Source organism: Micromonospora sp. NPDC005197 (assembly GCF_040608295.1).
In the GTDB taxonomy this organism is placed as follows: Bacteria; Actinomycetota; Actinomycetes; order Mycobacteriales; family Micromonosporaceae; genus Micromonospora.
Window position 1 is genome coordinate 1 of the sequence record NZ_JBEXHY010000066.1, and the last position, 21,884, is coordinate 21,884.

Sequence of the window (21,884 nt, forward strand, 5' to 3'; positions counted from 1 at the left end):
GCGTCACCGGCGAGCCGGAATCTGACGCAAACCTCTTGATCACCGCATCAGGTCGGGGGGTAGACGGCCCGGTGGGCGGTGGCGATCGCCGCCGCGTAGGCGGCGCCGGTCAGGGCGCGGTCGCGGGCCAGGGCCGCGCGGGCCGCGTTCGCGCCGGGTGCGCCGTGCACCCCACCGCCCGGGTGCGCCGACGAGCTGGCCAGAAAGAGCCGGTCCACCGGGGTGTCCGCCCGGCCCAGGCCGGGAATCGGGCGCAGGAACAGCTGCTGGTACGCGGCGGCGGTGCCCCCGCCGAGCGCGCCCCCGACCAGGCTCGGGTCGCCCTTCTCCAGCTCGGCGGGCCCGGCCACGTGCCGTCCGACGATGAGCTGCCGGAAGCCCGGGGCCGCCGCCTCCAGCACGTCCTCCATGCGCTGCACGTGCCCAGCGATCTCCTCGGCCCGCCAGTCCTTTCGGAACGGCAGGTGGGTGTACGACCACAGCGACTCGGTGCCCGGCGGTGAGTGGCTCGGGTCGGCCACGGACATCTGCCCGACCAGCAGGAACGGGTCGCGGGGCAGTTCGCCGCGGGCGAGCTCGCCGGCGTAGCGGGTCAGCCCGTCGAGGTCCGCGCCGAGATGCACGGTGCCGGCGCCGGCGACCTCCCGGTTGGTCCACGGGACCGGGGCGGAGAGCGCCCAGTCCACCTTCAGCGTCGAGCCGTCCCACCGGAAGTGCGCCAGGTCCTCGACCAGCCGCGACGGCAGCACCGAAGCCCCGACCAGGTCGAGGTAGAGGGCCGGGGCCGGCACGTCGGCGAGGACGGCCCGGCGGGCCCGCCACAGCGCGCCGCCCTCGGTGCGGACGCCCATCGCCCGGCCGCGCGCGGTGAGCACCCGGTCGACCCGCGCGCCGTAGAGGATGCGACCACCGCGTTCCTGCAGGCGGGCCACCAGCGCGTTGGTGATCTGCCGCGCGCCGCCGTCGGGCACCGGCCAGCCGACCTGCTGGCCGAGCATGGCCAGCAGCCAGCCGTACACGCCGGAGCCGGCCTCCTCGGGCGACAGGTCGGTGTGCAGGGCGCAGCCGGCGAGCAGCGCCGGCCCGCCCGGACCATCGAACAGCTCGTCGCCGAGCTTGCGCACCGGCACCACGAGTCGGCGGGCCAGCCGCAGGGCGCCCGCGACCCGCAGCCGGCGCAGCAGGCCCAGACCGCCGCGCACCGGGGGGAACGGCGTGGTGATGGTGGTGAGCATCGGCTCGGCCACGTCGAGCCAGTCGGTGTACGCGTTCAGCCAGCGCTTCCCGTCGCCGGGGGCGAACTGCTCCAGCGAGGCGGCCGTGACGTCGGGATCCCGGTTGATCACCGCCGCCCGGCCGTCGGGCAGCAGGTGTGCCAGCACGTCCGGGGCGTGCCGCCAGGACAGCCCGTACCGGCCCAGGTCAAGGCCGTTCAGCACCGGCGAGGCGTACCCCAGGGGGTAGAACGAGCTGTAGAGGTCGCTCAGGTAGCCCGGGGCGGTCACCTCGGCGGACTGCACCGCGCCGCCGGGTACGGCGGTCGCCTCCAGCACCACCACGTCCCAACCGGCGTCGGCCAGCAGGTTCGCCGCGACCAGGCCGTTGTGCCCGGCGCCGACGACGACGGCGTCCGCGCTCTGCGCGCCGGTGGTAGTCACCCGATCCGCCTACCCGGCGCGCAACCGGGCGAAACGCGTTTGTCTCGCCGGGGCCGGGGCATCCAGCGCCGCATGTACACGGTTGCGCAGCTGGTGGGCGGGGTGTGGGGCGCGGGCGGGGCCGGCGGCGAGCTGGTCGTCCACGATCCGGCGGACGGCGAACCGGTCAGCTCCGTGCCGGTCGCCACGGCCGACGAGGTCGGCAAGGCGGCCCAGGCGGCGCGGGACGCGACCGCGCAGTGGGCGGCGACCGCGCCGGCGGAGCGGGCGGCGGCGCTGCACCGGGCCGCGGACGCGGTCGCGGCCGTCACCGACGAGCTGGCGGCGGCGGTCACCGCGGAGATGGGCAAGCCGCTCGCGGACGCCCGCGGCGGCGTCGAGGCGGGGATCGGCACCCTGCGACAGTACGCGGAGCTGGCCCCGCTACGCGGCGGGCGGACGTTGAACGGCGCGACGGACGCGGTGGACTTCATGACGCCCCAGCCCCGGGGCGTGGTCGCCGTCATCACCCCCTGGAACGACCCGGTTGCGGTGTCCTGCGGACTGCTCGGCGCGGCCCTGGTCACCGGCAACGTGGTGCTCTACAAGCCCAGCGAGCGAACGCCGGCGACGGGTTGGCTGCTGACGCGCGCCCTGGACGCGGCGCTGCCGGCCGGGGTGCTGTCCCTGCTCACCGGTGGTCCGGAGGTCGGCGCGACACTGGCCACACAGGACGTGGACGTGGTCGCGCACGTCGGTTCCACCGCCACCGGGCGGAAGATCGCCGCCGCCGCGGCCCGTACCGGCGCGAAGGTGCTGCTGGAGAACGGCGGCAGCGACCCGTTGGTCGTCGACGCGGGTGTCGACCCCGACTGGGCGGCGGAGCAGGCCGCGCTCGGGGCGTTCGCGAACGCCGGGCAGATCTGCGTCGCGGTGGAACGGATCTACGTACACCGGGAGGTGGCCGACGACTTCGTGGCGGCGCTGGTGCGGCGGGCCGGCGCACTGCGGGTCGGGCCGGGTCGGGACCCGGGCACCGAGCTGGGCCCGCTCGTCGACCGGCGGCACCGCGACCACGTACACGGGCAGGTGAGCGCGGCGGCGGCGGCCGGCGCGCGGGTGCGTACCGGTGGGGAGGTGCCGGACGGGCCCGGGGCGTACTACCCGGCGACCGTGGTCACCGACTGTCGGCACGACATGGTGCTGGTGCGGGAGGAGACGTTCGGGCCGGTCGCCCCGGTGGTGGTGGTCGACTCCTTCGACGAGGCGCTGACCTGCGCGGCGGACTCGGAGTACGGGCTGGCCGCGACGGTGCTGACCGCGTCGATGAGCCATGCGCAGCGGGCGTGGCGGGAACTGCCGGTGGGCACCGTGAAAGTCAACTCGGTGTTCGGCGGGGCGCCCGGCGGTGCCGCGCATCCGCGCCGGGCCAGCGGGCAGGGCTTCGGGTACGGCCCGGAGCTGCTGGACGAGTTCAGCGCCACGAAGGCGGTGCACATCGAGGCGCCCGGCGGCGGTCACTGGTGAACGCTACGGGCGGACGCCGGGGTGGCGCGTCCGCCCGTACCGCGCTGTGCGTGGGTCAGTCGCCGCGAGCCTTGCGGGTGGCCCGGTCGTTGGCCTTCTCGATGGCCGTGACCAGCTCCGGCTTGGTCATGCTCGACCGACCGGGTACGTCCAGCTTGCGGGCCACCGACATGAGGTGGTCCTTGCTGGCGTTGGCGTCCACCCCACCGGCGGTGGGTGCGCGCCGCTCCGGGCCGCCGCCAGCGGCCTGCCGGTCGCTCGGGCCCTTACGGCCCTTCGGCTCCCAGTGGTCGCCCACCTTCTCGAACTGGTGCTTCACCGCCGCGAAGGCGGTGCGGTGCGACCGCTCGCCCTCGCCGTAGGTCTCCACCGCCGAGTCGTGTGTCTTCTCCCAGGTCCGCTGCGCCTTGTCCGGGGAGCGTCGCAGCGTGCTGGGCAGGTCCTCGCGCCCGGGCATCTCGTCCTCCTCCGTGTCGACAGAATCACTGTCACCGTTCCCCGCGGGCGGGGTGGCAAACGCGTCGCGGGCGGGGCCGCACCACGGCGGCGTCGGCCCCGGGTTTGTCGATTTCCCGCTTCGGGTACCGGCCGGGCCAGGCCCGACCGGATGACCGGTCATCCGGTGGCCGGGGAACAGGGAGCGGGCATGACGACCACGGAGCCCGGTACGACGCGCGCCGACACGCCGGGTGCGCCGGTGCCCCGGCGGATGCGGCAGCTGAGCTGGCGGACCTGGCGCGGGGTGCTGGTGCGCAGCGTGACGAACTTCGTCAACGACAACTGCTCCGACTGGGCCGCCGCACTCACCTACTACGGGGTGCTGGCGCTCTTTCCGTCCGCCATCGTGGTGGTGGCCCTGGTCGGTCTGGTCTCCGACGGCGAGCGGACCCTGGACACGGTTGTCGACCTCGCCAAGCAGGTGGGTGCCGGATCGGTGGTGGCTGACAAGGACGGCGGCGTGGTCGGGGTGATCCGGGCCGTGGTGGTTCAGCAGAGCAACGTGAAGGTGCTGCTGAGTTTCGGTCTGCTCGGCGCGCTGTGGTCGGCGTCGGGCTTCATCGGGGCGTTCACCCGTGCCTCCAACGCGATCTACGGGGTGACCGAGGGTCGGCCGGTCTGGAAGCTGCGGCCGGTGCAGATCGGCTTGGCCGCGGTGACGTTGGTGCTGCTCGCGGTGGTTGCCCTCGCGCTGATCGTCAGCGGCCCGGTCACCGACGCGGTCGGCGACCTGATCCACGCCGGCGGCCTGGCCCGGACGGTGTGGAGCGTGGCGAAGTGGCCGGTGCTCGCCATAGTCATGGCGGTGCTGCTGTCCCTGCTGTTCTGGATCGCCCCGAACGTGCGCCAGCCCCGCTTCCGCTGGCTCACCCCCGGCGGCGCGGTGGCCCTGGTCTCCTGGGCGGCGGTCTCCTTCGGCTTCGGCCTCTACGTGGCCAAGTTCGCCTCGTACAACACGACGTACGGGAGCCTGGGCGCGGCCATCGCGTTCCTGGTCTGGCTCTACCTGTCCAACTCCGCCCTGATGCTCGGGGTGCAGATCAACGCCGAGGTGCAGCGCGGCCGGCAGTTGCAGGCGGGCGATCCGGACCCGGCGGAGCCGGTGCTGCCACCGCGGAAGGCGGCCGCTTCCTGAGGGCCGGTTGTCCGCCCGGATGTCCGGCCCGGGGGCCGGTTCGTGACGCGGTGCCGGTTTACCGGGCGGGGTGCCGGGTAGCGCAGAAGGCATGGAGCGTGGCAACAGCAAGCACGGACCGAGGATCGACGAGCAGATGAGCCAGGAGGTCAGCGGCCTCGTGCAGGGGCCGGGGACCGGTGGCTCTCGGGTCGACGAGTCCCGGGTGCCGGAACCGGCCGGCGAGGACCAGCCGGAGACCACCACGGCACCGGCGGGCGACCTGCGCACCGGCACGCCGCAGGGGATGAGTTCCACCGACGTCGAGCAGCGCAGCCGGCTCGGCCGGTTCATCTCCATGAGCGCGCTGCCCGGCGACCGACTGGTGCTCATCGCCAGCGCCCGGGAGAACGAGGCGCCCGACGACATCGTGGCGGCGCTGGAGCGGCTGCCCGAGGGCACCGAGTACCAGACGGTCTCCGAGGTGTGGGCCGCGCTCGGCAACAAGAACGAGACAACTCGCTGGTGAGCAGGATCGTCCCCCGATCCGGCCATCACCCGCGACCAGAGGAGGGTTCCTGATGAGTGGCGTCACCGAACACGTCGAGGTTTCCGTACCCGTAAGCACCGCGTACGACCAGTGGACGCAGTTCGAGGAGTTCCCCCAGTTCATGGAGGGCGTGCAGGAGGTCCGGCAGCTCTCCGACACGATGACCCACTGGACGGTGGACATCGCCGGCGTGAAGCGCGAGTTCGACGCCGAGATCACCGAGCAGCTGCCCGACGAGCGGGTCGCCTGGCGCTCCACCGGCGGCACCCAGCAGGCCGGTGTGGTGACCTTCCACCGCCTGGACGAGGGCAAGACCCGGGTCACCCTCCAGCTCGAGTTCGAGCCGCACGGGGTGGTCGAGCAGGCCGGCGACAAGCTCGGCATCGTCGACCGGCGGGCCAAGGGCGATCTGGAGCGGTTCAAGACGTTCATCGAGCGGCGCGGTCAGGAGACCGGCGCCTGGCGTGGCTCGGTGGACCGCCCGCAGCCGTGATCCCGCGAACCGACCGACGATGGCCGCCGGAGTTCCCGGCGGCCATCGTCGTGTCTCGGGCCGGCTGGTACCCGTTTGCGATCATCGCGCCCGGGTACGGCTGAAGTCATGACGGACGACAGGGTGTGGCGCGACGAGGAACGGCTTCCGCTGGAGGAGTTGGAGCGCGCCGTGGCGGGCTCCAGCATCGACGGGCAGGCCGACGACGTGACCGGCAACGACGCCGGTGAGGAGGCCGCCTTCGGGCACGGGCCCGCGGCGGCCGACCGAGGCGGAGAGGCCGAGGGCGCCGGGCGGGAGCCGACCGACCCGCAGCGCGCCTACCGCCCGTCGACGACCGGCCGGACCGGACCGGACAACGGATAGTCCGCGTCGGGCAGAGCGGCCCGGGACTGGGCCGGCGCCCCGGACGCGGCGGGCTCGGACGCGGCGGGCCCGGCCGCTGCGAACCCGGACGCATCGGAGCCGGGGCCGGGCTGCTCCGGCCCGCTTCCGGCGGCGGGCCGGCGGGCGCCCAGTTCGTAGAGCACGATCAACGCCAGCGCGAGCACCACCAGGGCCGGGCCGAGCACCTGCACCGACACGTTGCTGATCAGCACGCCGAGGCCTGTCGGGACGAGCGCCGCGCCGACACCGGCGGCACCGATCTGCAACCCGATGGCCCGGTCCGCGTGCGCCGCGCCGACCCGGTCGGCGGTGGTGAGGGTGAGCAGGGGGAACACCGGCGCGGCGGCGAACCCCAGCACGACCAGGCCGAGCACGGCCAGCACGGCCGACCCGGGCACCGCTATCAGCGCCGCACCGAGGGCCATGCCGCCCAGGCTGACCCGCAACACCAGCCGGGGCCCCAGCCGCTCGGCGACCACGCCCTGGACCACCCGGCCGACGAAGAGGCTGCCCCAGTACGCGGAGACGCAGCCGCCCGCCACGGCGGCGCTCAGGCCGCGCCCCTGGGTGAGCAGCAGGAACGCCCAGAGTCCGGCGGACACCTCGATGGCGACGTACAGCGCGAAGGCCAGTGCCCCGGACCAGACCGCCGGCAGCCGCAGCGTGGCCAGGACCGGCACCCGGACCGCGGGCGCGGCGTCGGTCGTCCCCACGCCCGGCTCGGGAGCGGGAGCGCGGCGCTGCCACGCGCGTACGGTGAGCGCGAACGCGGTGGCGAGAGCGAGTTGGGCGCCGGCCACGATGCCGTACCCCCACCGCCAGGCCAGCCCGGCGCTGAGCGCCGCCGTCATGATCAGTGGCCCGATCGCCACGCCGAGGCCGAAGAAGGCGTGCAGCCAGTTCATGTGTCGCGGGCCGAAGGCCCCGGCGGCGTACGCGTTGAGCCCGGAGTCGATCGCACCGGAGCCCAGCCCGAGCACCAGCGCGCAGCCCACGAGCACGGCCAGCCCGGGGCTCACGGCGTAGCCGGTCAGCGCCAGGCTGGCCAGCAGGGTGCTGCCGGCGAGCAGCGCGCCCACGCCGAGGCGGGCCAGCGTGAACCCGGCCAGCACGCTGGAGGCGAGATAGCCGACCGTGCCTGCGGTGAGCAGCAGTCCGACCGCCTCGGTGGGTACGCCGAAGTCCGCGCGGATCGACGGCCAGCCGACGCCGAGCAGTCCGTCGGGCAGGCCGAGGCTGACGAACGCGAGATAGGCCAGCAGGAGCAGCGTGGCGCGGGGCGGCGCGGGCGAGGTGGACACGGGACCCCATCCTGCCGCAGCGCACCTTACCGGCGGCGGGAGCCGCCCGTGCGCCGCGACAAGAACTGGTGTCCGGACGGTTGAGAATGCGGACAGCTCAGCCAGAATCGGCCGATCGGAGGACGGCAAAGGGGCCAGTTCGCGTAAGAATTTCGGGATGCATCAAGGCTCCGGAATCCTCTCCACGCGTCAGCGCCGCCTCGCCTGGCTCGGCTTCCTGCTCGCCGCGCTGCAGGCGCCCGTGTCGGCCTGGCTCGTCTCCGACGAGTCCTGGCTGTTCAGCCTTTGCGTCGCGCTCATGGTGGCGACCGTGATCATCGCCGACGACGCCGCCCGGCGTCGGCCGGCCAACGCGACCGGCGACTAGCCCTCGCCGACCGGCCGGGCCTCGTGTCCCGGTCGGCCCCGGGTGCGGCGGCGCTCCTTCATCTCCGCCTCGAACAGATGGCGTCGCCCGCCCACCAACTCGTCACGGGCCTGCCGGTCCAGTTCGCGGAACAACGCGTGGTAGCCGTCGTCGAAGTCCTCGACGATCTGGAACGTCCACCGGCCGGCGATCACGTTGCGGCCGAGCAGTTCGGCGTCGATCCGTTCGGCGATGTGTGGATGTCCGGCGGCGCGGAACTGCTCCACCGCGTCGTCGAGCATCAGGTCGGCGTGCCCGATCAGCTGGTGCAGCGAGTACAGGTGCCCACGGGCCCGTTCCACGCACTCCAGCGCCTCGCTGAGCTTGCCCAGCGCCGCGACCGTCTCGTCGCTCACCCCAGCCGGCCGCCGGTGCCGCTCGTCCGGCCCGTCCGTCGGTTCCCCCATCGGTGCCTCCCTGCTGTCCGCCCCACCCGGCGCCGTCCGTGCTCTGTGCCGGGCTGCGCCGTCCCTCTCCTGCTGCCCCGTCTGTGCCGGATCAACCCCCGCGGCCAGCCCGACTCGTCCGGTGGCACAACCGACACCCGCCGAGCGGCCGAGGCCGGTCCCGTGACCGGTCGGTTAGCCTCGGTCACCATGCGTGTGCCGTTCAACCGGGTCGCCTCCCGGACCGCCGTCGAGTCGGCGCGGTCGACCCTGGCCGCCCTCACCGTCTCCGTGGGCACCGCCGGCCTCGCCGCCGCCGCCGCGCGTCCCGGACTGCTGGCGCTGGTCGACCAGCACGCCGCCGCCGTGCGGGACAGCCTGGACGGCGACCGGCGGCCGTTGACCGCCGCGACGCTCGCCGGCTACGCCGAGGGGGTACGCGAGGCCGCCCTGGAGCACGGGTGGACGCCGCCGCGGGGCCCGGTGGACTGGAGCGAGCCGGAGTGGCCGCTCACCCGGCTCGTCGCCGTCTGCGCGCTGGCCCGTTCGCTCGGCCGTTCCTGACCCACCCGGTCACCCCGTACGACTCGCGACGCGGAGAGGGCGCCCGCGCAACGCGGACGCCCTTCCCCTCACGATCGTGCCGTCGCGCCCCGCTACGGGCGGTACTGCTGGGTCTCGTCGGCCGCACCGGACTGGTACGTGCCGCGCCCACCGGACATCGTCGACTGCTCGTCGACCCGGGGCATGGCCTGGGTCCGGTCGCCGCCACGGTCGGCCATCTGCCGCTCCATGTCGCCGCGCCCGGCCGAGGTGGCCCGCCGATGCTCCTGCATCGCCCGGGCTTCCTGGGCGGCCCGGTCGAGCCAGCCGTCCCAGCGGTTCTGCATGGGCTTCACCAGACCACCGCCGACGCCGACGATCAGGATGCCGGCGACCGTGGCGAGCACCGCGATCAGCACCGGAGTGGTGACCGTGGTGGCGATACCCACCTGGTTCAGCGCGGCGATCACGCCGAGCGCGATGATGAAGATCGCCGTCAGGTCGGCCAGGACCTTGCCGTACGAGAGCCCGCCCAGCGCCCCGGTGACCAGATCGCGGGCGGCGTTGGCGATCGCGGCCGCGATCACCACGATGACGATCGCGACGAACGCGCGCGGCAGCCAGGCCACCACACCGCTGATCAGGTTACTGATCGCGTTGGGCCCCCAGACTCCGAAGGCGAACTGCAGGGTGAACAGCAGGACGGCGTAGTACGCCAACCTGGCCAGGATGTCGCTGGCGTCGTACTTCGTTCTCTCCAGTGCCCGTTTGATGCCTCCGCGTTCGACGGCCTCGTCGAAATGCACCCGTTCCAGCACCGCATCCACGATCTTGAGGACCGCTCTGGCGATGATCCAGCCGACCACGAGGATGACGATGAAGGCCACTGCCTTCGGGATGAAGAGCAGCACCGACCTCCAGGTGTCGGCGATGGCATCGCCGATGTCGGCCTGCCGAACCGCGAGGGTTTTCAGCATGATGTCCCTCCTGTCGCATGGACTGCGCCGGGGGCATACCCGGCCACCGGTGCGGCAGTCCGTGTGGCTCCCTGCCATTTTTCCGACAAGTCGTCAAACAGGGGTCCTGACCTGCCCTAACAGTCACCCCGCCGGGGCCGGCCGCGACCCGCGCACATGATCGGATGCGGCTGGCCGACGGCCGGCTAGGCTGCGAACATGCCAGGAACGGTCGGGCGAGTCCCCACGCCAGCAATCCCGGTCCCCGGCGAATCCACCGGGCCCGGTGCGGCCGCCGTGCTCGCCCACGACTGGTCCGCCACCGCCCTCGGCCCGCGCGAGGGGTGGGATCCGGCGGTCCGGGCCGTGGTCGAGCTGATCCTCGCCTCGCCGATGCCGATGGCACTGGCGTACGGCGACGACCTCGTCCTGCTCTACAACGACGGCTATGCCGAGTTGTTGGGCAGCAAACACCCCGCTGCCCTCGGTCGACCGGCCGCCGAGGTGTACGCCGAAATCTGGACGCTGCCCGGCTTCGGTGACGTCATCGAGCGCGCCTACCGGCAGGGCGTGCCCTTCCTGGAGAAGGAGTCCACGCTCCCCCTGATGCGGGACAGCTCCGGGGTGGTCGAGCAGGTGGTCTTCACCCGGGGTCACTCGGCCGTCCGTGACAGCGCTGGGCAGATCGTGGGAATCCTGACGGTGGCCGCCGAAACCACCCACGTGACCGAGCAGTTGCAGAGTCTCAGCGACGTCGCCGCCGCGCTCGCCGGCACCCTCACCCTCGACGACGTGGCCCGGGTCGCGCTGCGCCACACCATCACCACGTTCGACGCCGACCGGGTCTCGTTCGTGGTCGACGAGGGTGGCGGTGGCTGGCGGATGGTGCGCCGGGTCCGCGGCGAGCTGATGGACGAGGCCGACGAGCGGTTGCCGCCGCTGTGGCGGCGGACGCCGGCGGACTGGCTGGGCCCGGTCGCGCTCGCGGCCCGCTCGGGCGAGTCGTCGTTCACCCGTGACGGGCAGCCGCTGCGCGAGACCGCCGTGGACCGCCACGACCAGAAGATCCGGTCGATGGCCGTGCTGCCGCTGGGCACCTCGGTGATCCGGGGTGGGTTGACGGTCGGCTACCAGGTGCCGCACTCCTGGTCGGCGGCCGAGCGGGCGCTGCTGGCCGCCTCGGCGGAGCTGATCGGTCAGGCCGCGGAGCGGGCCCGGCGGTTCGAGACCCAGCACGGCACCGCCCAGTTGCTGCAACGCAGCATGCTGCCGGAGCACCTTCCCGACCTGCCCCGGCTGCGGATCGCGGCCCGCTACGACCCGGGGGTGGACGGCAACGCGGCCGGCGGTGACTTCTACGACGCGTTCCTGCTGCCCACCGGCGCGCTCGGCGTGGTGCTGGGCGACGTCGCCGGGCACGACGTGCAGGCCGCGGCGCGGATGGGGCAGGTGCGGGCGGCGCTGCGGGCGCTGGCCCTGGCCGACCCGGCGCCGGACGCGGTGCTGGCCGGGCTGGACCGACTCGTGGCCAGCCTCGGCGTGGAGGCCGGCACCCACGAGCTGTTCGTCACCGTGGCGTTCGGGGTCATCGACGCCGAGCGCCGGGAGCTGACCCTGGCCAGCGCCGGTCATCCCGCCCCGCTGATCCGCCGGTGCTCCGCGGACGGCCGGTCGCACGCCGAGTACGTGGACCTGCCGGCCGGTCCCCCGCTGGGGCTGGGCGGGCGCCCGACCACCGTCACGGTCGCATTCCCTCCCGGCGACACCCTGCTGTTGTTCAGCGACGGCGTGGTGGAGCGGCGGCGGCAGAGCCTCACCGCCGGGCTGGACGCCCTCGGCGACGCCGTGGCCAAGGCCGGCACCAGTGATCCCCGCGCCCTCTGCGCGGTGGCCACCGCCGCCGTGTCCGGCGGCACCGAGGACGACGTGGCCGTGCTGGCGGTCGAGCACGCGCTCAAGCCGAGCCGGTCGGCGGCGATGGAGGTGCCGGCCGAGCCGACCGCGCCCAGCCGGGTCCGACACTGGATGACCGGCCAGCTCACCGAGTGGCAGGTGCCCGAGTCGGTGATCGGCGCGGCGGTGCTGTGCACCAGCGAGCTGACTACCAACGCGCTGCTGCACGCCGGCACGGCCGCCCGCGTGGAGATCGATCTCAGTCCGGAGCGGCTGCTGGTCTCGGTCGCCGATTCCGGCACCCGGGGCACCGTGACCCGGGCCCGCACGGACACGTTGAGCAGTCGCGGGCGCGGGCTGGGCCTGATCGAGGAGCTGAGCGACGCGTGGGGCACCGATCCGTCGGTGCGCGGCTCGACGGTCTGGTTCGAGATCCTCGTCCCGCCGGCCGAGCCGCGCTGAGGTCGGCCGGCGTCGCCGAACCCGGACGAATCAGCCGGCCGCCGAACGGGTAGGAGTGCGCCCATGGCCACCGAAAAACCCCACGGGGTGCTCTTCGACATCGACGGGACGCTTGTCGACACCACCTACCTGCACACGGTGAGCTGGTGGGAGGCGCTGCGCCAGGCCGACCACCCGGTGCCGATGGCGACCGTGCACCGCTCGATCGGGATGGGCTCGGACAAGCTGCTGGACCACCTGCTCGGCCCCGAGCGCGACCGCGATGACGACCCGAAGCTGCGCGAGGCGCACAACACCCTGTACACCGAGTACTGGGAGCGGCTGACTCCGCTGCCCGGGGCGGCGGACCTGCTGCGGGCGTGCGCCGAGCGGGGGCTGCGGGTGGTGCTCGCCACCTCCGCCGCGGAACACGAGGTGGGTGCGCTGCGCCGGGCCCTGAACGCCGACGACGTGGTGGACACCATCACCTCCTCGGCGGACGCGCAGGAGAGCAAGCCGGCACCGGACATTCTCGAGGCGGCGCTAAAGCAGTCCGGGCTGCCCGCCGAGCGCGTCGTCTTCGTCGGCGACTCGGTCTGGGACGTCGCCGCGGCCGGCAAACTGGACATTCCCTGCGTCGGGTTGACCTGCGGCGGCACCAGCCGGGGGGAACTCGCCGGCGCCGGCGCGGTGGCGGTGTACGACGACCCGGCCGCGCTGCTGGCCGAGCTGGCGGATTCCCCGCTCATCCGGCCGAGGTGAGACTCACTCCGGTTCACCGGGGCGCACACGCATAGCCGGAAGTCTTCCGGGGCATGGTCTGTGGCCACCTGCCCGCGCCGCGCGGGTGCGGCGAAAGGGTGGTGTCCGTGGAGCCGGTAGACGTCGCGTTCGCGCTTGTGGGCCTGGGCGCGCTGCTCGCGGGCATCCTGCCCCGGGTGTTGGAGCGCCGCCCGTTGTCCATGCCCATCGCGTTCCTCACCCTCGGCATGCTGGTCTTCCTGCTGCCGGTCGGACTACCGACACCGGACCCGCTGGCCCACCCCGAGCTGACCACCCACCTGACCGAGATCGGGGTGATCGTCGCCCTGATGGGCGCCGGGTTGAAGATCGACCGGCCGTTGAGCTGGGCCCGGTGGTCCTCCACCTGGCGGCTGCTGGCCATCGCGATGCCGTTGTGCATTGCGGCGGTGGCGCTGCTCGGGTGGTGGTGGGCTGGCCTGGTGCCGGCCGCGGCGCTGCTGCTGGGCGCCGCGCTGGCGCCGACCGATCCGGTGCTCGCCGCCGACGTGCAGGTCGGCGAGCCGACCGATGTGGAGGACTCCGAGGACGAGGTCCGTTTCGCCCTGACCTCGGAGGCGGGCCTCAACGACGGTCTGGCGTTCCCGTTCGTCTACGCGGCCATCGCGATCGCCTCGACCAGCCTCGCCCCGCGCGCGTGGGTGGCCGAGTGGTTCACCGTCGACGTGCTCTGGAAGGTGGGCGTCGGTGTGGGGGGCGGCCTGCTCATCGGCTGGCTGCTCGGCAAGCTGTTCTTCCGGGCGCCCAGCGAGCTGCGGCTGGCCCGGCACGCCGAGGGTTTCCTGGCGCTGGCCGCCACCTTCCTGGCGTACGGGCTGGTGGAGGTGGCCGGCGGGTACGGCTTCCTGGCGGTGTTCGTGGCCGCGCGGGCCATCCGGGCCGCCGAGCGGACCCACGAGTTCCATTCGGTGCTGCACGACTTCGCCGAGCAGGTCGAGCGGTTGCTCACCCTGGTGTTGTTGCTGCTGCTCGGCGGCGCGATCGTGGGCGGTCTGCTCGCCCCGCTGACCTGGCCGGCGGCCGCCGTCGGGCTGGCGCTGGTCTTCCTGATCCGGCCGGCCGTCGGCTGGTTGTCGCTGCGCGGCGCGCCCGGCCGGCCGGCCGAGCACTGGGTGATCTCGCTGTTCGGCATCCGCGGGGTGGGCTCGTTCTACTACCTGGCGTACGCCACCACGAAGGCGGACTTTCCGCAGGCGGAGCTGTTGTGGGCGACCGTCGGGCTGGTGGTGCTCGTCTCCGTGGTGGTGCACGGCGTCGCGGCGACCCCGGTCATGCAGTTGCTGGACCGCGAGGGTGAGCGGACGGAAGACCCGTCCGAACCCGAGGCCCGGCCGGTCGCCGCCGCCGGGCACCCCTGAGGAGTGGGCAGCGGCGTTCAGCCGAGGCGGGCGGCCAGCGCGCGACCGAGGTCGTGGCCGGAGCGCCAGGCGCTCTGCACGCGGGGCTTGCCGAACGCGTCGCCGGCCAGACCGATCCCGTCGGCGTCGAGGTGGTGGGTGTTCCCGGTGAGGTCGCCGGCCGGCTTGGCGTACGTCCAGCGGTGCACGTGCACGTCGGTGGCCGCCTCGGCCAGCCCCAGCAGGTCCCGGACGGCCTGCTCGATCGCCGGTCCGGCGCCGGAAGGCTGGGCCAGGTGCCGGGCGGCGAACTCCGGCACGGTGTGCGCCACCAGCACCGGCGCGTCGTCACCGCGCCGGTCGCCGTCGTCGCAGATGAGCGAGAGCACCGGATGGTCGTTGACGAACGCGCCGTGGAAGTGCGGCCAGCGCCGGGACGGGAAACGCAGCACCGCGGCCAAGGCCGGCGACCAGGTCTGCTCCTGCACGACCCGGGTGGCGTCGGCCAGGGCGGGATCGAGCAGCAGGGCGGCCTGCGGCCCCGGCATGGCCAGGGCGACCGCCGCGTACGGCTCGCCGTCGACGGCCGGCCCCGGCTCCACGGCGAGCACCAGCCGGTCGACGGTCACCGGCACCGCGCCGGCCAGGTGTTCGACAAGCGACCGCAGCCCGCGTGGCGCGGCGTAGCGCAGCGGACCGGGCACGTCGTGGCGGCCGTTGGTGTCGTACGACCAGAAGGTGTCGGTCCACTCCCGGACCAGGCCGGCGGCACGCCACTCGTCGACCACGGCGGCGAAGTCCGGGTCGCTGGCGGTGAAGTACGCGGCGCCGATGTCGGCGGGGCGGCCGTCGAAGCGTTTGCTGGCCATCCGGCCGCCGCAGACGTGCCCCCGTTCACGGACCTGAACCGACACCCCGGCCCGGCCCAACTCCACCGCGCAGGCCACCCCGGCGATGCCCGCCCCGACCACCGCCACGCCCGAGGAGTTCACGCTCATCCGTTGATCGTAGGTGCCGGCGGTCGCCACGGACGGGCATGAACCGGCGGTGATCGGGGTACTGGCACACCTGTTCGAAGAGAGGGTGATGATGATGACGGACCACAGCAACGACCAGGCCGACCCGCGCGGCGCGATCAAGGACCCGGACGAGTGGGTCACCGGCGACGAGCCGCCCACCGCGGCCCAGGAGTCGTACCTGGCCACGCTGGCCCGGGAGGCGGACGCGACGCTGCCGGACGACCTGACCAAGGCCGAGGCGTCCAAGCGGATCGACGAACTGCAGGCCGAGACGGGTCGCGGCCAGTAGCTCGGCGGTCAGGGGCGCGGCAGGGTGTGCAGCCGGACCCGCGTCAGTCGGGCCCGGGTTGTCTCGGCCTCCAGATAGGTGGCGTGCGGCTGGGATCGGCGGTCGGTGGGCGACCCGGGGTTGAGCAGGCGCAGCCCACCGGGCGCCACGCTGTCCCAGGGGATGTGCGAGTGCCCGAAGACCAGCAGGTCGACGTCGGGAAAGCGGGCCGCGCACCGCTGCTCACGGCCGGTACGGGGGCCGGTCTCGTGCACCACGGCGACCCGTAGCCCGTCGAGGTCGACGCGGGCCACCTCCGGCAGCCGGGCGCGTAGCGCCGGGCCGTCGTTGTTGCCGTACACGCCGATGAGCCGCCGCGCGCGGGCGGTCATGGCGTCCAGCAGCGACTCGTCGACCCAGTCGCCGGCGTGCAGGACGACGTCCGCCGCCTCGATCGCCGTCCACAGCGGCCCCGGGAGGTCCCGGGCCCGCTTGGGGAGATGCGTGTCCGCCGTGAGCACCAGCCTCATGCCGGCATCATCCCCCGAGCGGGCGCCGTCCACCCGGGGACGCTCGTGGGGGCGCTCAGCTCCGGGCAGCTCGGCGCGACGTCGGTGTGAAGTACCCGGGCGGCATGCCGCGGCGACGCAGCCCCGGGTTCTGCTCGACGTCACTGAGCACACCGGCGGCGTTGATCAGGCCGATGTGCGAGAACGCCTGGGGAAAGTTGCCCAACTGCTCCCCGGTCGACGGGTCGACCTGCTCGGCGAACAGTCCCAGGTCGTTGACCCGCCCGGCCAGCGCGTCGAACAACTCGTGCGTCCGGTCCCGCTCGCCGGCCAGCGCCAGGCAGCACACCAGCCAGAACGAGCAGATGAGAAACCCCGCCGGGTCGCCGTTCCAGCGCCGCAGCAGGCCGTCGTGCGACAGCTGCGCCTCCACCGCGCGGACCGTCGAACGCATCCGCTCATCGTCGGCCGGGAGGAACCCCACCAGCGGCATCACCAGCACCGACGCGTCCAGGTCGTCGGATTCGAAACTCCCGGTGTACGCCCCGAGCCGGTCGCTCCACCCGCGTTGCAGCACCTCCGTGCGCACCTCGTCGCGGGCGGCCGCCCAGCGGGCCACGTCCTGCGGCTGACCGAGTCGTTCGCCGAAGCGGACCGCCCGGTCCAGGGCCGACCAGCACTGCACCTTCGAGGACACGTGGTGGCGTTCGATCCCGCGCTCCTCCCACATCCCCGCGTCCGGCAGCTTCCAGTCCCGCTCCGCCTTGTCCGCGAGTGACCGGAGCAGGTGGTAGACGTCCGGCTCCAACGGTTCCAGCCGGTCGCGCATCAGCCAGGCCGCGTCCAACGCCTCACCGAAGATGTCGGTCTGCCGCTGCCGCCACGCGTCGTTGCCGATCATCACCGGCGGGCTGTCGCGGTAGCCGGCGAGCTGATCCAGGCGGTGCTCCGTGAGGTCCCGCTCCCCCAGCACCCCGTACATGATGGGCACCGGCTCCTCGTCGATCCGGCCCATCGCGCGACCCAACCAGGCGAACTGCCGCTGTACCTCGTCGTAACACGCCGTCCGCCACAGCGCCCGCAGCGTCAGGCTGAAGTCGCGCACCCACACGTAGCGGTAGTCGTAGTTCCGGTCCCCGCCGAGCTTCTCCGGCAGCGAGGTGGTCACCGACGCCACCACCGCGCCGCTGGGTCGGTACGTCATGCCCTGCACCACCAACGCGCTGCGCCGCACGTGCTCGGCGTAGATCCCGTTGTACGCGTGCTGCCGGCCCCAGGAGCGCCATCCTTCGGCCGTGTCGGCGATGGTCCGGTCGGCTTCGGGCACCTGCGGCGCGGCGCGTCGTAGGTCGGGGCGTACCCGAGGGTGAAGTTGTGGGTCGTGCCGGCGCGGACGGTGAACGTCGCGGTGGCCTCGCCCTCGCCGCAGGTCAGCCGCAGGCCACTGACCAGGGCGAGCCGGCTGGCCCCGCCGACCGCCTCCAGGGCGCTCTCCCGCGCCGGGCTCCAGGGCGAGCGCGTCGGTCAGCTCCACCTCGCCCTGCGCGGTGTGGAAGACGGTCCGCAGCACGAGGGTGCCGTCGAGGTAGCAGCGTTCGACGGTGAAGTCGGCCTCCGGCAGATCGACCAGTGTCCGGCGTCCTCGCCGATCAGCCGCGCGAACACCGACGGCGCGTCGAACCGGCCCGGGCACCACCAGTTCACCGAGCCCGAGCGGTCCACCAACGCGGCCGTGCGGCCGTCGGCGAGGAACCCGTGGTCGCTGATCTGTCCGCTCTGCACCGGACTGCCTACCCGGACCGTCCCCGCACATGCCTCACCGGAGACACGCACCCCACTCCGGCGGCGGGCGTTACCGCCCGGCACTGGCGGGAACGCGGTCGGCTGACGAGGGAGGATGCTCATGACCTCAGCTTCGGGGCCGGCCGCCGCGTGGCGGCCCGGCGCAACCAGTGGCGACGTGCTTCCGTCCGGGCCGGCAGGCCGCCTGTCGACGCCGGCCGGGGACGGGCACGGGCCGGAGAGCGGCCCACCCACAGTGACGATCGGCTCGTATCCGGACTATCCGTCCGCGCAGAAGGTGGTCGACTACCTGGCCGACAACCGCTTCCCGGTGGAGCACAGCGCCATCGTCGGCACGAACCTCACGCTGGTGGAGACGGTGCTCGGGCGGATGACCACCGGCCGCGCGGCCCTGCTCGGCGCCGGCACCGGCGCCTGGTTCGGGCTCTTCATCGGCCTGCTGTTCGGCATCTTCACCGTCGGCAACTGGCTGGCGGTGATCCTGGTCGGCCTGGTCATCGGCGCGATCTGGGGCGCCGTGTTCGGCGCTGTGGCGCACGCGATGACCGGCGGGCAGCGCGACTTCACCTCGGCCAGCTCGCTGCGCGCCGGCCAGTACGCGGTGACCGTCGACGCACAGCTCGCCGATCAGGCCCGGCAACTGCTGGGCCGGATGCAGGTGCCCGGCTCGACGCCGGCGAATTCCCGCTGATCCACCGGCACGACCGGCCGTCCCGGCAGTCCGCCGGGGCGGCCGGTCAGCCGTGGTACGCCAGCTCGCCGGCCCGCAATGGCACGTCGACCCGGTTCTCCGGCGGCGCGAGGGGGCAGGCCCAGCGGTCGTCGTACGCGCAGCTGGGGTTGTAGAGGTAGTTGGCGTCCAGCCGGACCCGGTCACCGGGCAGCAGCTCGACGCCCCGGCCGAAGGTGCCCTTCACCGTGTCGGTGAGGTACCGCCCCCCGCCGTAGGTCTCCTGCCCGCAGGTGCCGTCGCGCAGCGGCACGAAGAGCCCGCCCCCGTACGCCTCGATCCACCACAGCGTGAGCGGCCCCCACGGCGTCTCGGCCACCGCCACCCGCCGGTACGCGACGACCCCGTCCGGGCCGCCGGTGTCCACCCGCAGCTCGCCGCTGGCCGGTCGCAGGGGCGCCTCCACCACGGCCTCCGGGTTCGGTGCGAAGTAGCGCACACCGGTGAAGCCGGGCCGATCGGCCGGCGGTATCGGGCTCTGCGGGTGGGTGGCGAAGAGCTCGTCGCGGCCGGCGCGGAAGCCGGCGAGGTCGACGTCGGACAGGTACAGCCGGGCCACCCGCTCCCGCCAGTCGGCCAGTTCCAGATCGGTCAGCATGCGGCGGACTCCTGATCGATTGACAACTCTCCGGACCGCAGGGGCCTGCCGCACGCCTGGCAGCAGACCTCGGCGACGAACACCTCACCGCACACGTCGTGGATGAAGTCGACCTTGGGTACCTCGGCGTCGCTGTAGGTGTCGCCCCAGCGCTTGAGCACGAGGATGACCTGCCCGAGGTCCCTACCCTTCTGGGTGAGTTCGTACCCGGCGACCTTGCCGTCCTCGGTCGATCGCGCCTGCAGGATGCCGGTCTCGGCGAGCTTTCGCAGCCGGGCGGCGAGCACGTCCCGGGGCGCGCCGACCGCTCGCAGGATCTCGGTGTAGCGGGAGGCCCCGAAAGCGAGCGCCCGCACGATGTGCAGCGACCACCTGTCGTTGACCGCGTCGAGCGCCACAGCGAGCGTGTCCCGAGACGGTTTGGAATTCAAACCACCGGTGCTACGGTTCGTCTGGTTGGACATTCAAACCACACTACCCGAGGAAGCACCCATGACGTCGCCACCCGAACCACGTACCGAGCGGGAAACGCCCGTCGTCACCCACCGCCGAGCCTGGCTCTCCCTCGTGCTCACCGGGCTGATCATCGGTACGGCCTTCATCGCCGTCTACGTCGGGCTGCAACGCGGTCCCGAGCCGCGCCACCTGCCGATCGCGGTGGTCGGTGAGCAGCTGGCCACCACCGCACAGGCCGGGTTCGGCGATGCCGTCGCCGTCACGCCGGTGACCACCGTCGAGGACGGATCGGCCCTGGTCCGCGACGGCGACGCCGTCGCGGTGCTCGGCGCGACCTCCCCCGGCACGCTGACGCTCGACTACGCCGGCGCGAGCGGATTCAGCGAGAGCGGCGCCGCCCGGCAACTCGCCGCCGGTCTCGCCAGGCAGGCCGGCGCGACCGTCCAGGAGAACGACATCGTGCCGCTGGCGAGCTACGACAGCCGCGGGTTGTCCGCCTTCTACGTGGTGTTCGGGGTCACCCTCTCGTCGTTCGTCCTCGCGCAGGGGCTCACCGCGGCCACCGCGAAGGTGCGCCTGCGGCACCGGCTCTATGCCGTGGGCGGATTCGCCGTCGCGATCGGCGTGATCGCGGCGACGGTCGCCGGCCCGGTCTACGGGTCACTGACGGCACCGTTCCCGCTGCTCGCCCTGTCGCTCATCCTGCTGTCGGCCGCCAGCGCCTTCACGACGAAGGCCCTCGGGGCCTGGCTCGGCCCGATCGGAATCGCGCTCGCCGTGCTCACCCTCACCACCATCGGCAACGCGACGAGCGGAGCGACCATCGGGATCGACCTGCTGCCGGGATGGGCGCAGGCGATCTCCGCGAAGCTCCCGCCGGGCGCGGCCGTGCGCGCGGTCAACAACTTCGGTTACTTCAACTGCTCGCACACGCTGGTGCCCCTGGCCGTCCTCGCCACCTGGTTCCTGGCTGGCCTGGGCTTCGTCCTGCTCCGACAGCGGACCACGCGGCGACGCCCGCCCGCGACACCCTGATCGGGTGGAGCCGGCCGGGTGGGCGCACGACGGGTGCCCACCCGGCCGTCACTCCCGAGGCCAGTTGCTCAGGACGGCGTCGAGGGCGTCGAGGGCGCGGGCCCAGGATTCGTCCGTCGAGCGCGGGGTGTGGCGGAAACCGCCGGTCCGCTCCAGGCTCACGAAGCCGTGGAACGTGCTGTGCATCATCCGGACGGCGTCGGTCTGGTCCGGCTCGGAGAGCCGGTAGCCGCGCAGGATCGCCCGGGTCATCTCGGCGTGCCGGACGCCCGCGCTCGCGGCGGCCGTCTCGGGGTCGAGGTCGATCTGCATCGCGGCGTAGCGGCCCGGATGCCGTGTCGCGTAGTCCCGGTACGCGTTGGCGAAGGCGACCAGCGCGTCCTTTCCGGCCCGGCCGGCGAGCGCCTCGGCGACCCGGTCGGCCAGCTCGGCGAGCGCCAGCAGGGCGATCCTGACCCGCAGGTCATGGGCGCTCCTGATGTGGAAGTACAGGCTCGCGTCCTTCACGCCGAAGTGCCGCGCGAGCGCGGCGACGGTCACGTTCTCGACGCCCACCTCGTCGGCCAGCTCGGCCGCCGCCAGGGCCAGTCGCTCGGCGGTCACTCCGGCACGTGCCACGCACCACACCCCAAAAACTAGTCTTGTTAATCGTTTGCCTAGGAGAGCTAGGCTGATGCCTATGTTAGCCCTCACCGAGCCCGCCATCCGCGCCTCCCTCGTCAACTGCACGCAGGGCGAGGCGAAGCGGCTGGCCGTACCGAACGATCTTGAAATGCGCCCCTGGGACGACCTGGACTTCCTCGGCTGGCGCGAGGCCGCCGCGCCGCAGCGGGCCTACCTGATCGCCGAGGCCGACGACGGCCTCGTCGGGGTCGCGCTGCGGGTGGCGCCACAGCAGACCGGGCGGGTCCGGCGCAGCATGTGTTCCTTCTGCCTGACCACCCACACCGGCGACGGCGTCTCGTTGATGACGGCCCGCAAGGCCGGTCGGGACGGCCGGCAGGGCAACTCCGTGGGCGCGTACGTCTGCTCCGACCTGGCCTGCTCGCTCTACCTGCGCGGCAAGAAGGACGCCGGGCGGCGGATCGACGAGACCATCACCCTGGCCGAGAAGATCGACCGCACCACCAGCCACCTCGCGGCGTTCCTGCGCAAGGTCACCGAGTAGCGGGGGAAGCCGGCCGGCACCCCGGTGG

General features: G+C 73.3%; 24 protein-coding genes and 1 pseudogene. 14 read left to right on the forward strand and 11 right to left on the reverse strand.

From position 1 onward, the window contains the following. Positions 1–47: 47 nt before the first annotated feature. Positions 48–1,658 (reverse strand): NAD(P)/FAD-dependent oxidoreductase, encoded by a 1,611-nt coding sequence (locus tag ABZU46_RS20490; RefSeq protein WP_354860112.1) that lies wholly within the window; start codon positions 1,656–1,658, stop codon positions 48–50. A 72-nt stretch (positions 1,659–1,730) separates the two neighbouring features. Between ABZU46_RS20490 and ABZU46_RS20495 the strand changes: the two genes are divergently transcribed. Continuing rightward, the gene (locus ABZU46_RS20495) at positions 1,731–3,164 is read left to right on the forward strand and encodes an aldehyde dehydrogenase family protein (protein ID WP_354860114.1); all 1,434 of its coding nucleotides are present in this window, start codon (positions 1,731–1,733) and stop codon (positions 3,162–3,164) included. A 55-nt stretch (positions 3,165–3,219) separates the two neighbouring features. Here ABZU46_RS20495 and ABZU46_RS20500 read toward each other — a convergent pair whose 3' ends face one another. Beyond that, entirely contained in the window at positions 3,220–3,621 is a 402-nt protein-coding gene (locus ABZU46_RS20500; RefSeq protein WP_354860117.1) for a ChaB family protein, read from the reverse strand. Positions 3,622–3,810: 189 nt separating this feature from the next. Between ABZU46_RS20500 and ABZU46_RS20505 the strand changes: the two genes are divergently transcribed. The 4 genes from ABZU46_RS20505 (at position 3,811) to ABZU46_RS20520 (ending at position 6,185) form a co-directional block, all read left to right on the forward strand. Continuing rightward, positions 3,811–4,797: a YihY/virulence factor BrkB family protein gene (locus tag ABZU46_RS20505; RefSeq protein ID WP_354860119.1), complete on the forward strand. Its 987-nt coding sequence runs from the start codon at positions 3,811–3,813 to the stop codon at positions 4,795–4,797. 91 nt (positions 4,798–4,888) lie between these two features. Next, positions 4,889–5,305, forward strand: a complete 417-nt coding sequence (locus ABZU46_RS20510; RefSeq protein WP_354860120.1) for a DUF2795 domain-containing protein — start codon at positions 4,889–4,891, stop codon at positions 5,303–5,305. Positions 5,306–5,357: 52 nt separating this feature from the next. Continuing rightward, positions 5,358–5,819, forward strand: coding sequence for an SRPBCC family protein (locus ABZU46_RS20515; protein WP_354860122.1), 462 nt, complete (start codon positions 5,358–5,360; stop codon positions 5,817–5,819). A 108-nt stretch (positions 5,820–5,927) separates the two neighbouring features. Next, positions 5,928–6,185, forward strand: coding sequence for a hypothetical protein (locus ABZU46_RS20520; protein ID WP_354860125.1), 258 nt, complete (start codon positions 5,928–5,930; stop codon positions 6,183–6,185). Here ABZU46_RS20520 and ABZU46_RS20525 read toward each other — a convergent pair. Further along, positions 6,140–7,507: an MFS transporter gene (locus tag ABZU46_RS20525; RefSeq protein WP_354860127.1), complete on the reverse strand. Its 1,368-nt coding sequence runs from the start codon at positions 7,505–7,507 to the stop codon at positions 6,140–6,142. The genes ABZU46_RS20520 and ABZU46_RS20525 overlap by 46 nt on opposite strands. A gap of 157 nt (positions 7,508–7,664) precedes the next feature. Here ABZU46_RS20525 and ABZU46_RS20530 point away from each other — a divergent pair, with 157 nt between their 5' ends. Then, positions 7,665–7,874, forward strand: coding sequence for a hypothetical protein (locus ABZU46_RS20530; RefSeq protein ID WP_354860130.1), 210 nt, complete (start codon positions 7,665–7,667; stop codon positions 7,872–7,874). Here ABZU46_RS20530 and ABZU46_RS20535 read toward each other — a convergent pair. Beyond that, positions 7,871–8,320, reverse strand: coding sequence for a hypothetical protein (locus ABZU46_RS20535; RefSeq protein WP_354860132.1), 450 nt, complete (start codon positions 8,318–8,320; stop codon positions 7,871–7,873). The two genes, ABZU46_RS20530 and ABZU46_RS20535, sit on opposite strands and share 4 nt — an antisense overlap. A gap of 189 nt (positions 8,321–8,509) precedes the next feature. Here ABZU46_RS20535 and ABZU46_RS20540 point away from each other — a divergent pair, with 189 nt between their 5' ends. Continuing rightward, a complete protein-coding gene (locus ABZU46_RS20540; RefSeq protein WP_354860134.1) occupies positions 8,510–8,863 on the forward strand; it encodes a DUF6401 family natural product biosynthesis protein in 354 nt (117 codons plus the stop codon). A 92-nt stretch (positions 8,864–8,955) separates the two neighbouring features. Here the strand turns inward: ABZU46_RS20540 and ABZU46_RS20545 are convergent, their stop codons facing one another. Continuing rightward, on the reverse strand, positions 8,956–9,819 hold the full coding sequence (locus ABZU46_RS20545; protein WP_354860136.1) for a hypothetical protein: 864 nt from the start codon (positions 9,817–9,819) through the stop codon (positions 8,956–8,958). A gap of 198 nt (positions 9,820–10,017) precedes the next feature. Here ABZU46_RS20545 and ABZU46_RS20550 point away from each other — a divergent pair, with 198 nt between their 5' ends. From ABZU46_RS20550 to ABZU46_RS20560, 3 genes are all read left to right on the forward strand, one after another. Further along, positions 10,018–12,153, forward strand: a complete 2,136-nt coding sequence (locus ABZU46_RS20550) for a SpoIIE family protein phosphatase (protein ID WP_354860138.1) — start codon at positions 10,018–10,020, stop codon at positions 12,151–12,153. Between the two features lie 63 nt (positions 12,154–12,216). Further along, positions 12,217–12,894, forward strand: coding sequence for an HAD family hydrolase (locus ABZU46_RS20555; protein WP_354860140.1), 678 nt, complete (start codon positions 12,217–12,219; stop codon positions 12,892–12,894). A gap of 107 nt (positions 12,895–13,001) precedes the next feature. Beyond that, a complete protein-coding gene (locus ABZU46_RS20560; RefSeq protein WP_354860143.1) occupies positions 13,002–14,291 on the forward strand; it encodes a cation:proton antiporter in 1,290 nt (429 codons plus the stop codon). Between the two features lie 17 nt (positions 14,292–14,308). Here ABZU46_RS20560 and ABZU46_RS20565 read toward each other — a convergent pair whose 3' ends face one another. After that, positions 14,309–15,247 carry an FAD-dependent oxidoreductase gene (locus ABZU46_RS20565; protein ID WP_354860181.1) on the reverse strand — a complete coding sequence of 313 codons (939 nt, stop codon included), beginning with the start codon at positions 15,245–15,247 and terminating at the stop codon, positions 14,309–14,311. 112 nt (positions 15,248–15,359) lie between these two features. Here ABZU46_RS20565 and ABZU46_RS20570 point away from each other — a divergent pair, with 112 nt between their 5' ends. Further along, positions 15,360–15,578, forward strand: coding sequence for a DUF3072 domain-containing protein (locus ABZU46_RS20570; RefSeq protein WP_354860183.1), 219 nt, complete (start codon positions 15,360–15,362; stop codon positions 15,576–15,578). A gap of 8 nt (positions 15,579–15,586) precedes the next feature. Here ABZU46_RS20570 and ABZU46_RS20575 read toward each other — a convergent pair whose 3' ends face one another. Next, positions 15,587–16,087, reverse strand: coding sequence for a YfcE family phosphodiesterase (locus ABZU46_RS20575; RefSeq protein WP_354860145.1), 501 nt, complete (start codon positions 16,085–16,087; stop codon positions 15,587–15,589). 55 nt (positions 16,088–16,142) lie between these two features. Next, positions 16,143–17,848 (reverse strand): annotated as a pseudogene (locus tag ABZU46_RS20580) (glycoside hydrolase family 15 protein). A 121-nt stretch (positions 17,849–17,969) separates the two neighbouring features. Here ABZU46_RS20580 and ABZU46_RS20585 point away from each other — a divergent pair. Further along, a complete protein-coding gene (locus ABZU46_RS20585; RefSeq protein WP_354860147.1) occupies positions 17,970–18,560 on the forward strand; it encodes a general stress protein in 591 nt (196 codons plus the stop codon). Positions 18,561–18,606: 46 nt separating this feature from the next. On the opposite strand, the gene ABZU46_RS20590 is transcribed toward ABZU46_RS20585, so the two are convergent. Together ABZU46_RS20590 and ABZU46_RS20595 are read right to left on the reverse strand one after the other, a co-directional pair. Continuing rightward, entirely contained in the window at positions 18,607–19,194 is a 588-nt protein-coding gene (locus ABZU46_RS20590; protein ID WP_354860185.1) for a DUF1684 domain-containing protein, read from the reverse strand. Further along, entirely contained in the window at positions 19,191–19,595 is a 405-nt protein-coding gene (locus ABZU46_RS20595) for a helix-turn-helix domain-containing protein (RefSeq protein WP_354860150.1), read from the reverse strand. The genes ABZU46_RS20590 and ABZU46_RS20595 overlap by 4 nt, the downstream gene beginning before the upstream one ends. A gap of 94 nt (positions 19,596–19,689) precedes the next feature. Between ABZU46_RS20595 and ABZU46_RS20600 the strand changes: the two genes are divergently transcribed. After that, positions 19,690–20,688, forward strand: a complete 999-nt coding sequence (locus tag ABZU46_RS20600; protein WP_354860153.1) for a hypothetical protein — start codon at positions 19,690–19,692, stop codon at positions 20,686–20,688. A 48-nt stretch (positions 20,689–20,736) separates the two neighbouring features. On the opposite strand, the gene ABZU46_RS20605 is transcribed toward ABZU46_RS20600, so the two are convergent. Next, on the reverse strand, positions 20,737–21,306 hold the full coding sequence (locus tag ABZU46_RS20605) for a TetR-like C-terminal domain-containing protein (RefSeq protein WP_354860155.1): 570 nt from the start codon (positions 21,304–21,306) through the stop codon (positions 20,737–20,739). Positions 21,307–21,361: 55 nt separating this feature from the next. Between ABZU46_RS20605 and ABZU46_RS20610 the strand changes: the two genes are divergently transcribed. Continuing rightward, the gene (locus tag ABZU46_RS20610) at positions 21,362–21,856 is read left to right on the forward strand and encodes an FBP domain-containing protein (protein ID WP_354860158.1); all 495 of its coding nucleotides are present in this window, start codon (positions 21,362–21,364) and stop codon (positions 21,854–21,856) included. Positions 21,857–21,884 lie beyond the last annotated feature (28 nt).

Bases quoted from the DNA above. Each gene is read 5' to 3' on its own strand.
- ABZU46_RS20515 (WP_354860122.1), top strand. From the start codon at position 5,358: ATGAGTGGCGTCACCGAACACGTCGAGGTTTCCGTACCCGTAAGCACC.
- ABZU46_RS20540 (WP_354860134.1), top strand. From the start codon at position 8,510: ATGCGTGTGCCGTTCAACCGGGTCGCCTCCCGGACCGCCGTCGAGTCG.
- ABZU46_RS20600 (WP_354860153.1), top strand. From the start codon at position 19,690: ATGACGTCGCCACCCGAACCACGTACCGAGCGGGAAACGCCCGTCGTC.
- ABZU46_RS20505 (WP_354860119.1), top strand. From the start codon at position 3,811: ATGACGACCACGGAGCCCGGTACGACGCGCGCCGACACGCCGGGTGCG.
- ABZU46_RS20610 (WP_354860158.1), top strand. From the start codon at position 21,362: ATGCCTATGTTAGCCCTCACCGAGCCCGCCATCCGCGCCTCCCTCGTC.
- ABZU46_RS20510 (WP_354860120.1), top strand. From the start codon at position 4,889: ATGGAGCGTGGCAACAGCAAGCACGGACCGAGGATCGACGAGCAGATG.
- ABZU46_RS20520 (WP_354860125.1), top strand. From the start codon at position 5,928: ATGACGGACGACAGGGTGTGGCGCGACGAGGAACGGCTTCCGCTGGAG.
- ABZU46_RS20500 (WP_354860117.1), bottom strand. From the start codon at position 3,621: ATGCCCGGGCGCGAGGACCTGCCCAGCACGCTGCGACGCTCCCCGGAC.
- ABZU46_RS20530 (WP_354860130.1), top strand. From the start codon at position 7,665: ATGCATCAAGGCTCCGGAATCCTCTCCACGCGTCAGCGCCGCCTCGCC.
- ABZU46_RS20545 (WP_354860136.1), bottom strand. From the start codon at position 9,819: ATGCTGAAAACCCTCGCGGTTCGGCAGGCCGACATCGGCGATGCCATC.
- ABZU46_RS20550 (WP_354860138.1), top strand. From the start codon at position 10,018: ATGCCAGGAACGGTCGGGCGAGTCCCCACGCCAGCAATCCCGGTCCCC.
- ABZU46_RS20570 (WP_354860183.1), top strand. From the start codon at position 15,360: ATGATGACGGACCACAGCAACGACCAGGCCGACCCGCGCGGCGCGATC.
- ABZU46_RS20575 (WP_354860145.1), bottom strand. From the start codon at position 16,087: ATGAGGCTGGTGCTCACGGCGGACACGCATCTCCCCAAGCGGGCCCGG.
- ABZU46_RS20555 (WP_354860140.1), top strand. From the start codon at position 12,217: ATGGCCACCGAAAAACCCCACGGGGTGCTCTTCGACATCGACGGGACG.
- ABZU46_RS20535 (WP_354860132.1), bottom strand. From the start codon at position 8,320: ATGGGGGAACCGACGGACGGGCCGGACGAGCGGCACCGGCGGCCGGCT.
- ABZU46_RS20585 (WP_354860147.1), top strand. From the start codon at position 17,970: ATGACCTCAGCTTCGGGGCCGGCCGCCGCGTGGCGGCCCGGCGCAACC.
- ABZU46_RS20495 (WP_354860114.1), top strand. From the start codon at position 1,731: ATGTACACGGTTGCGCAGCTGGTGGGCGGGGTGTGGGGCGCGGGCGGG.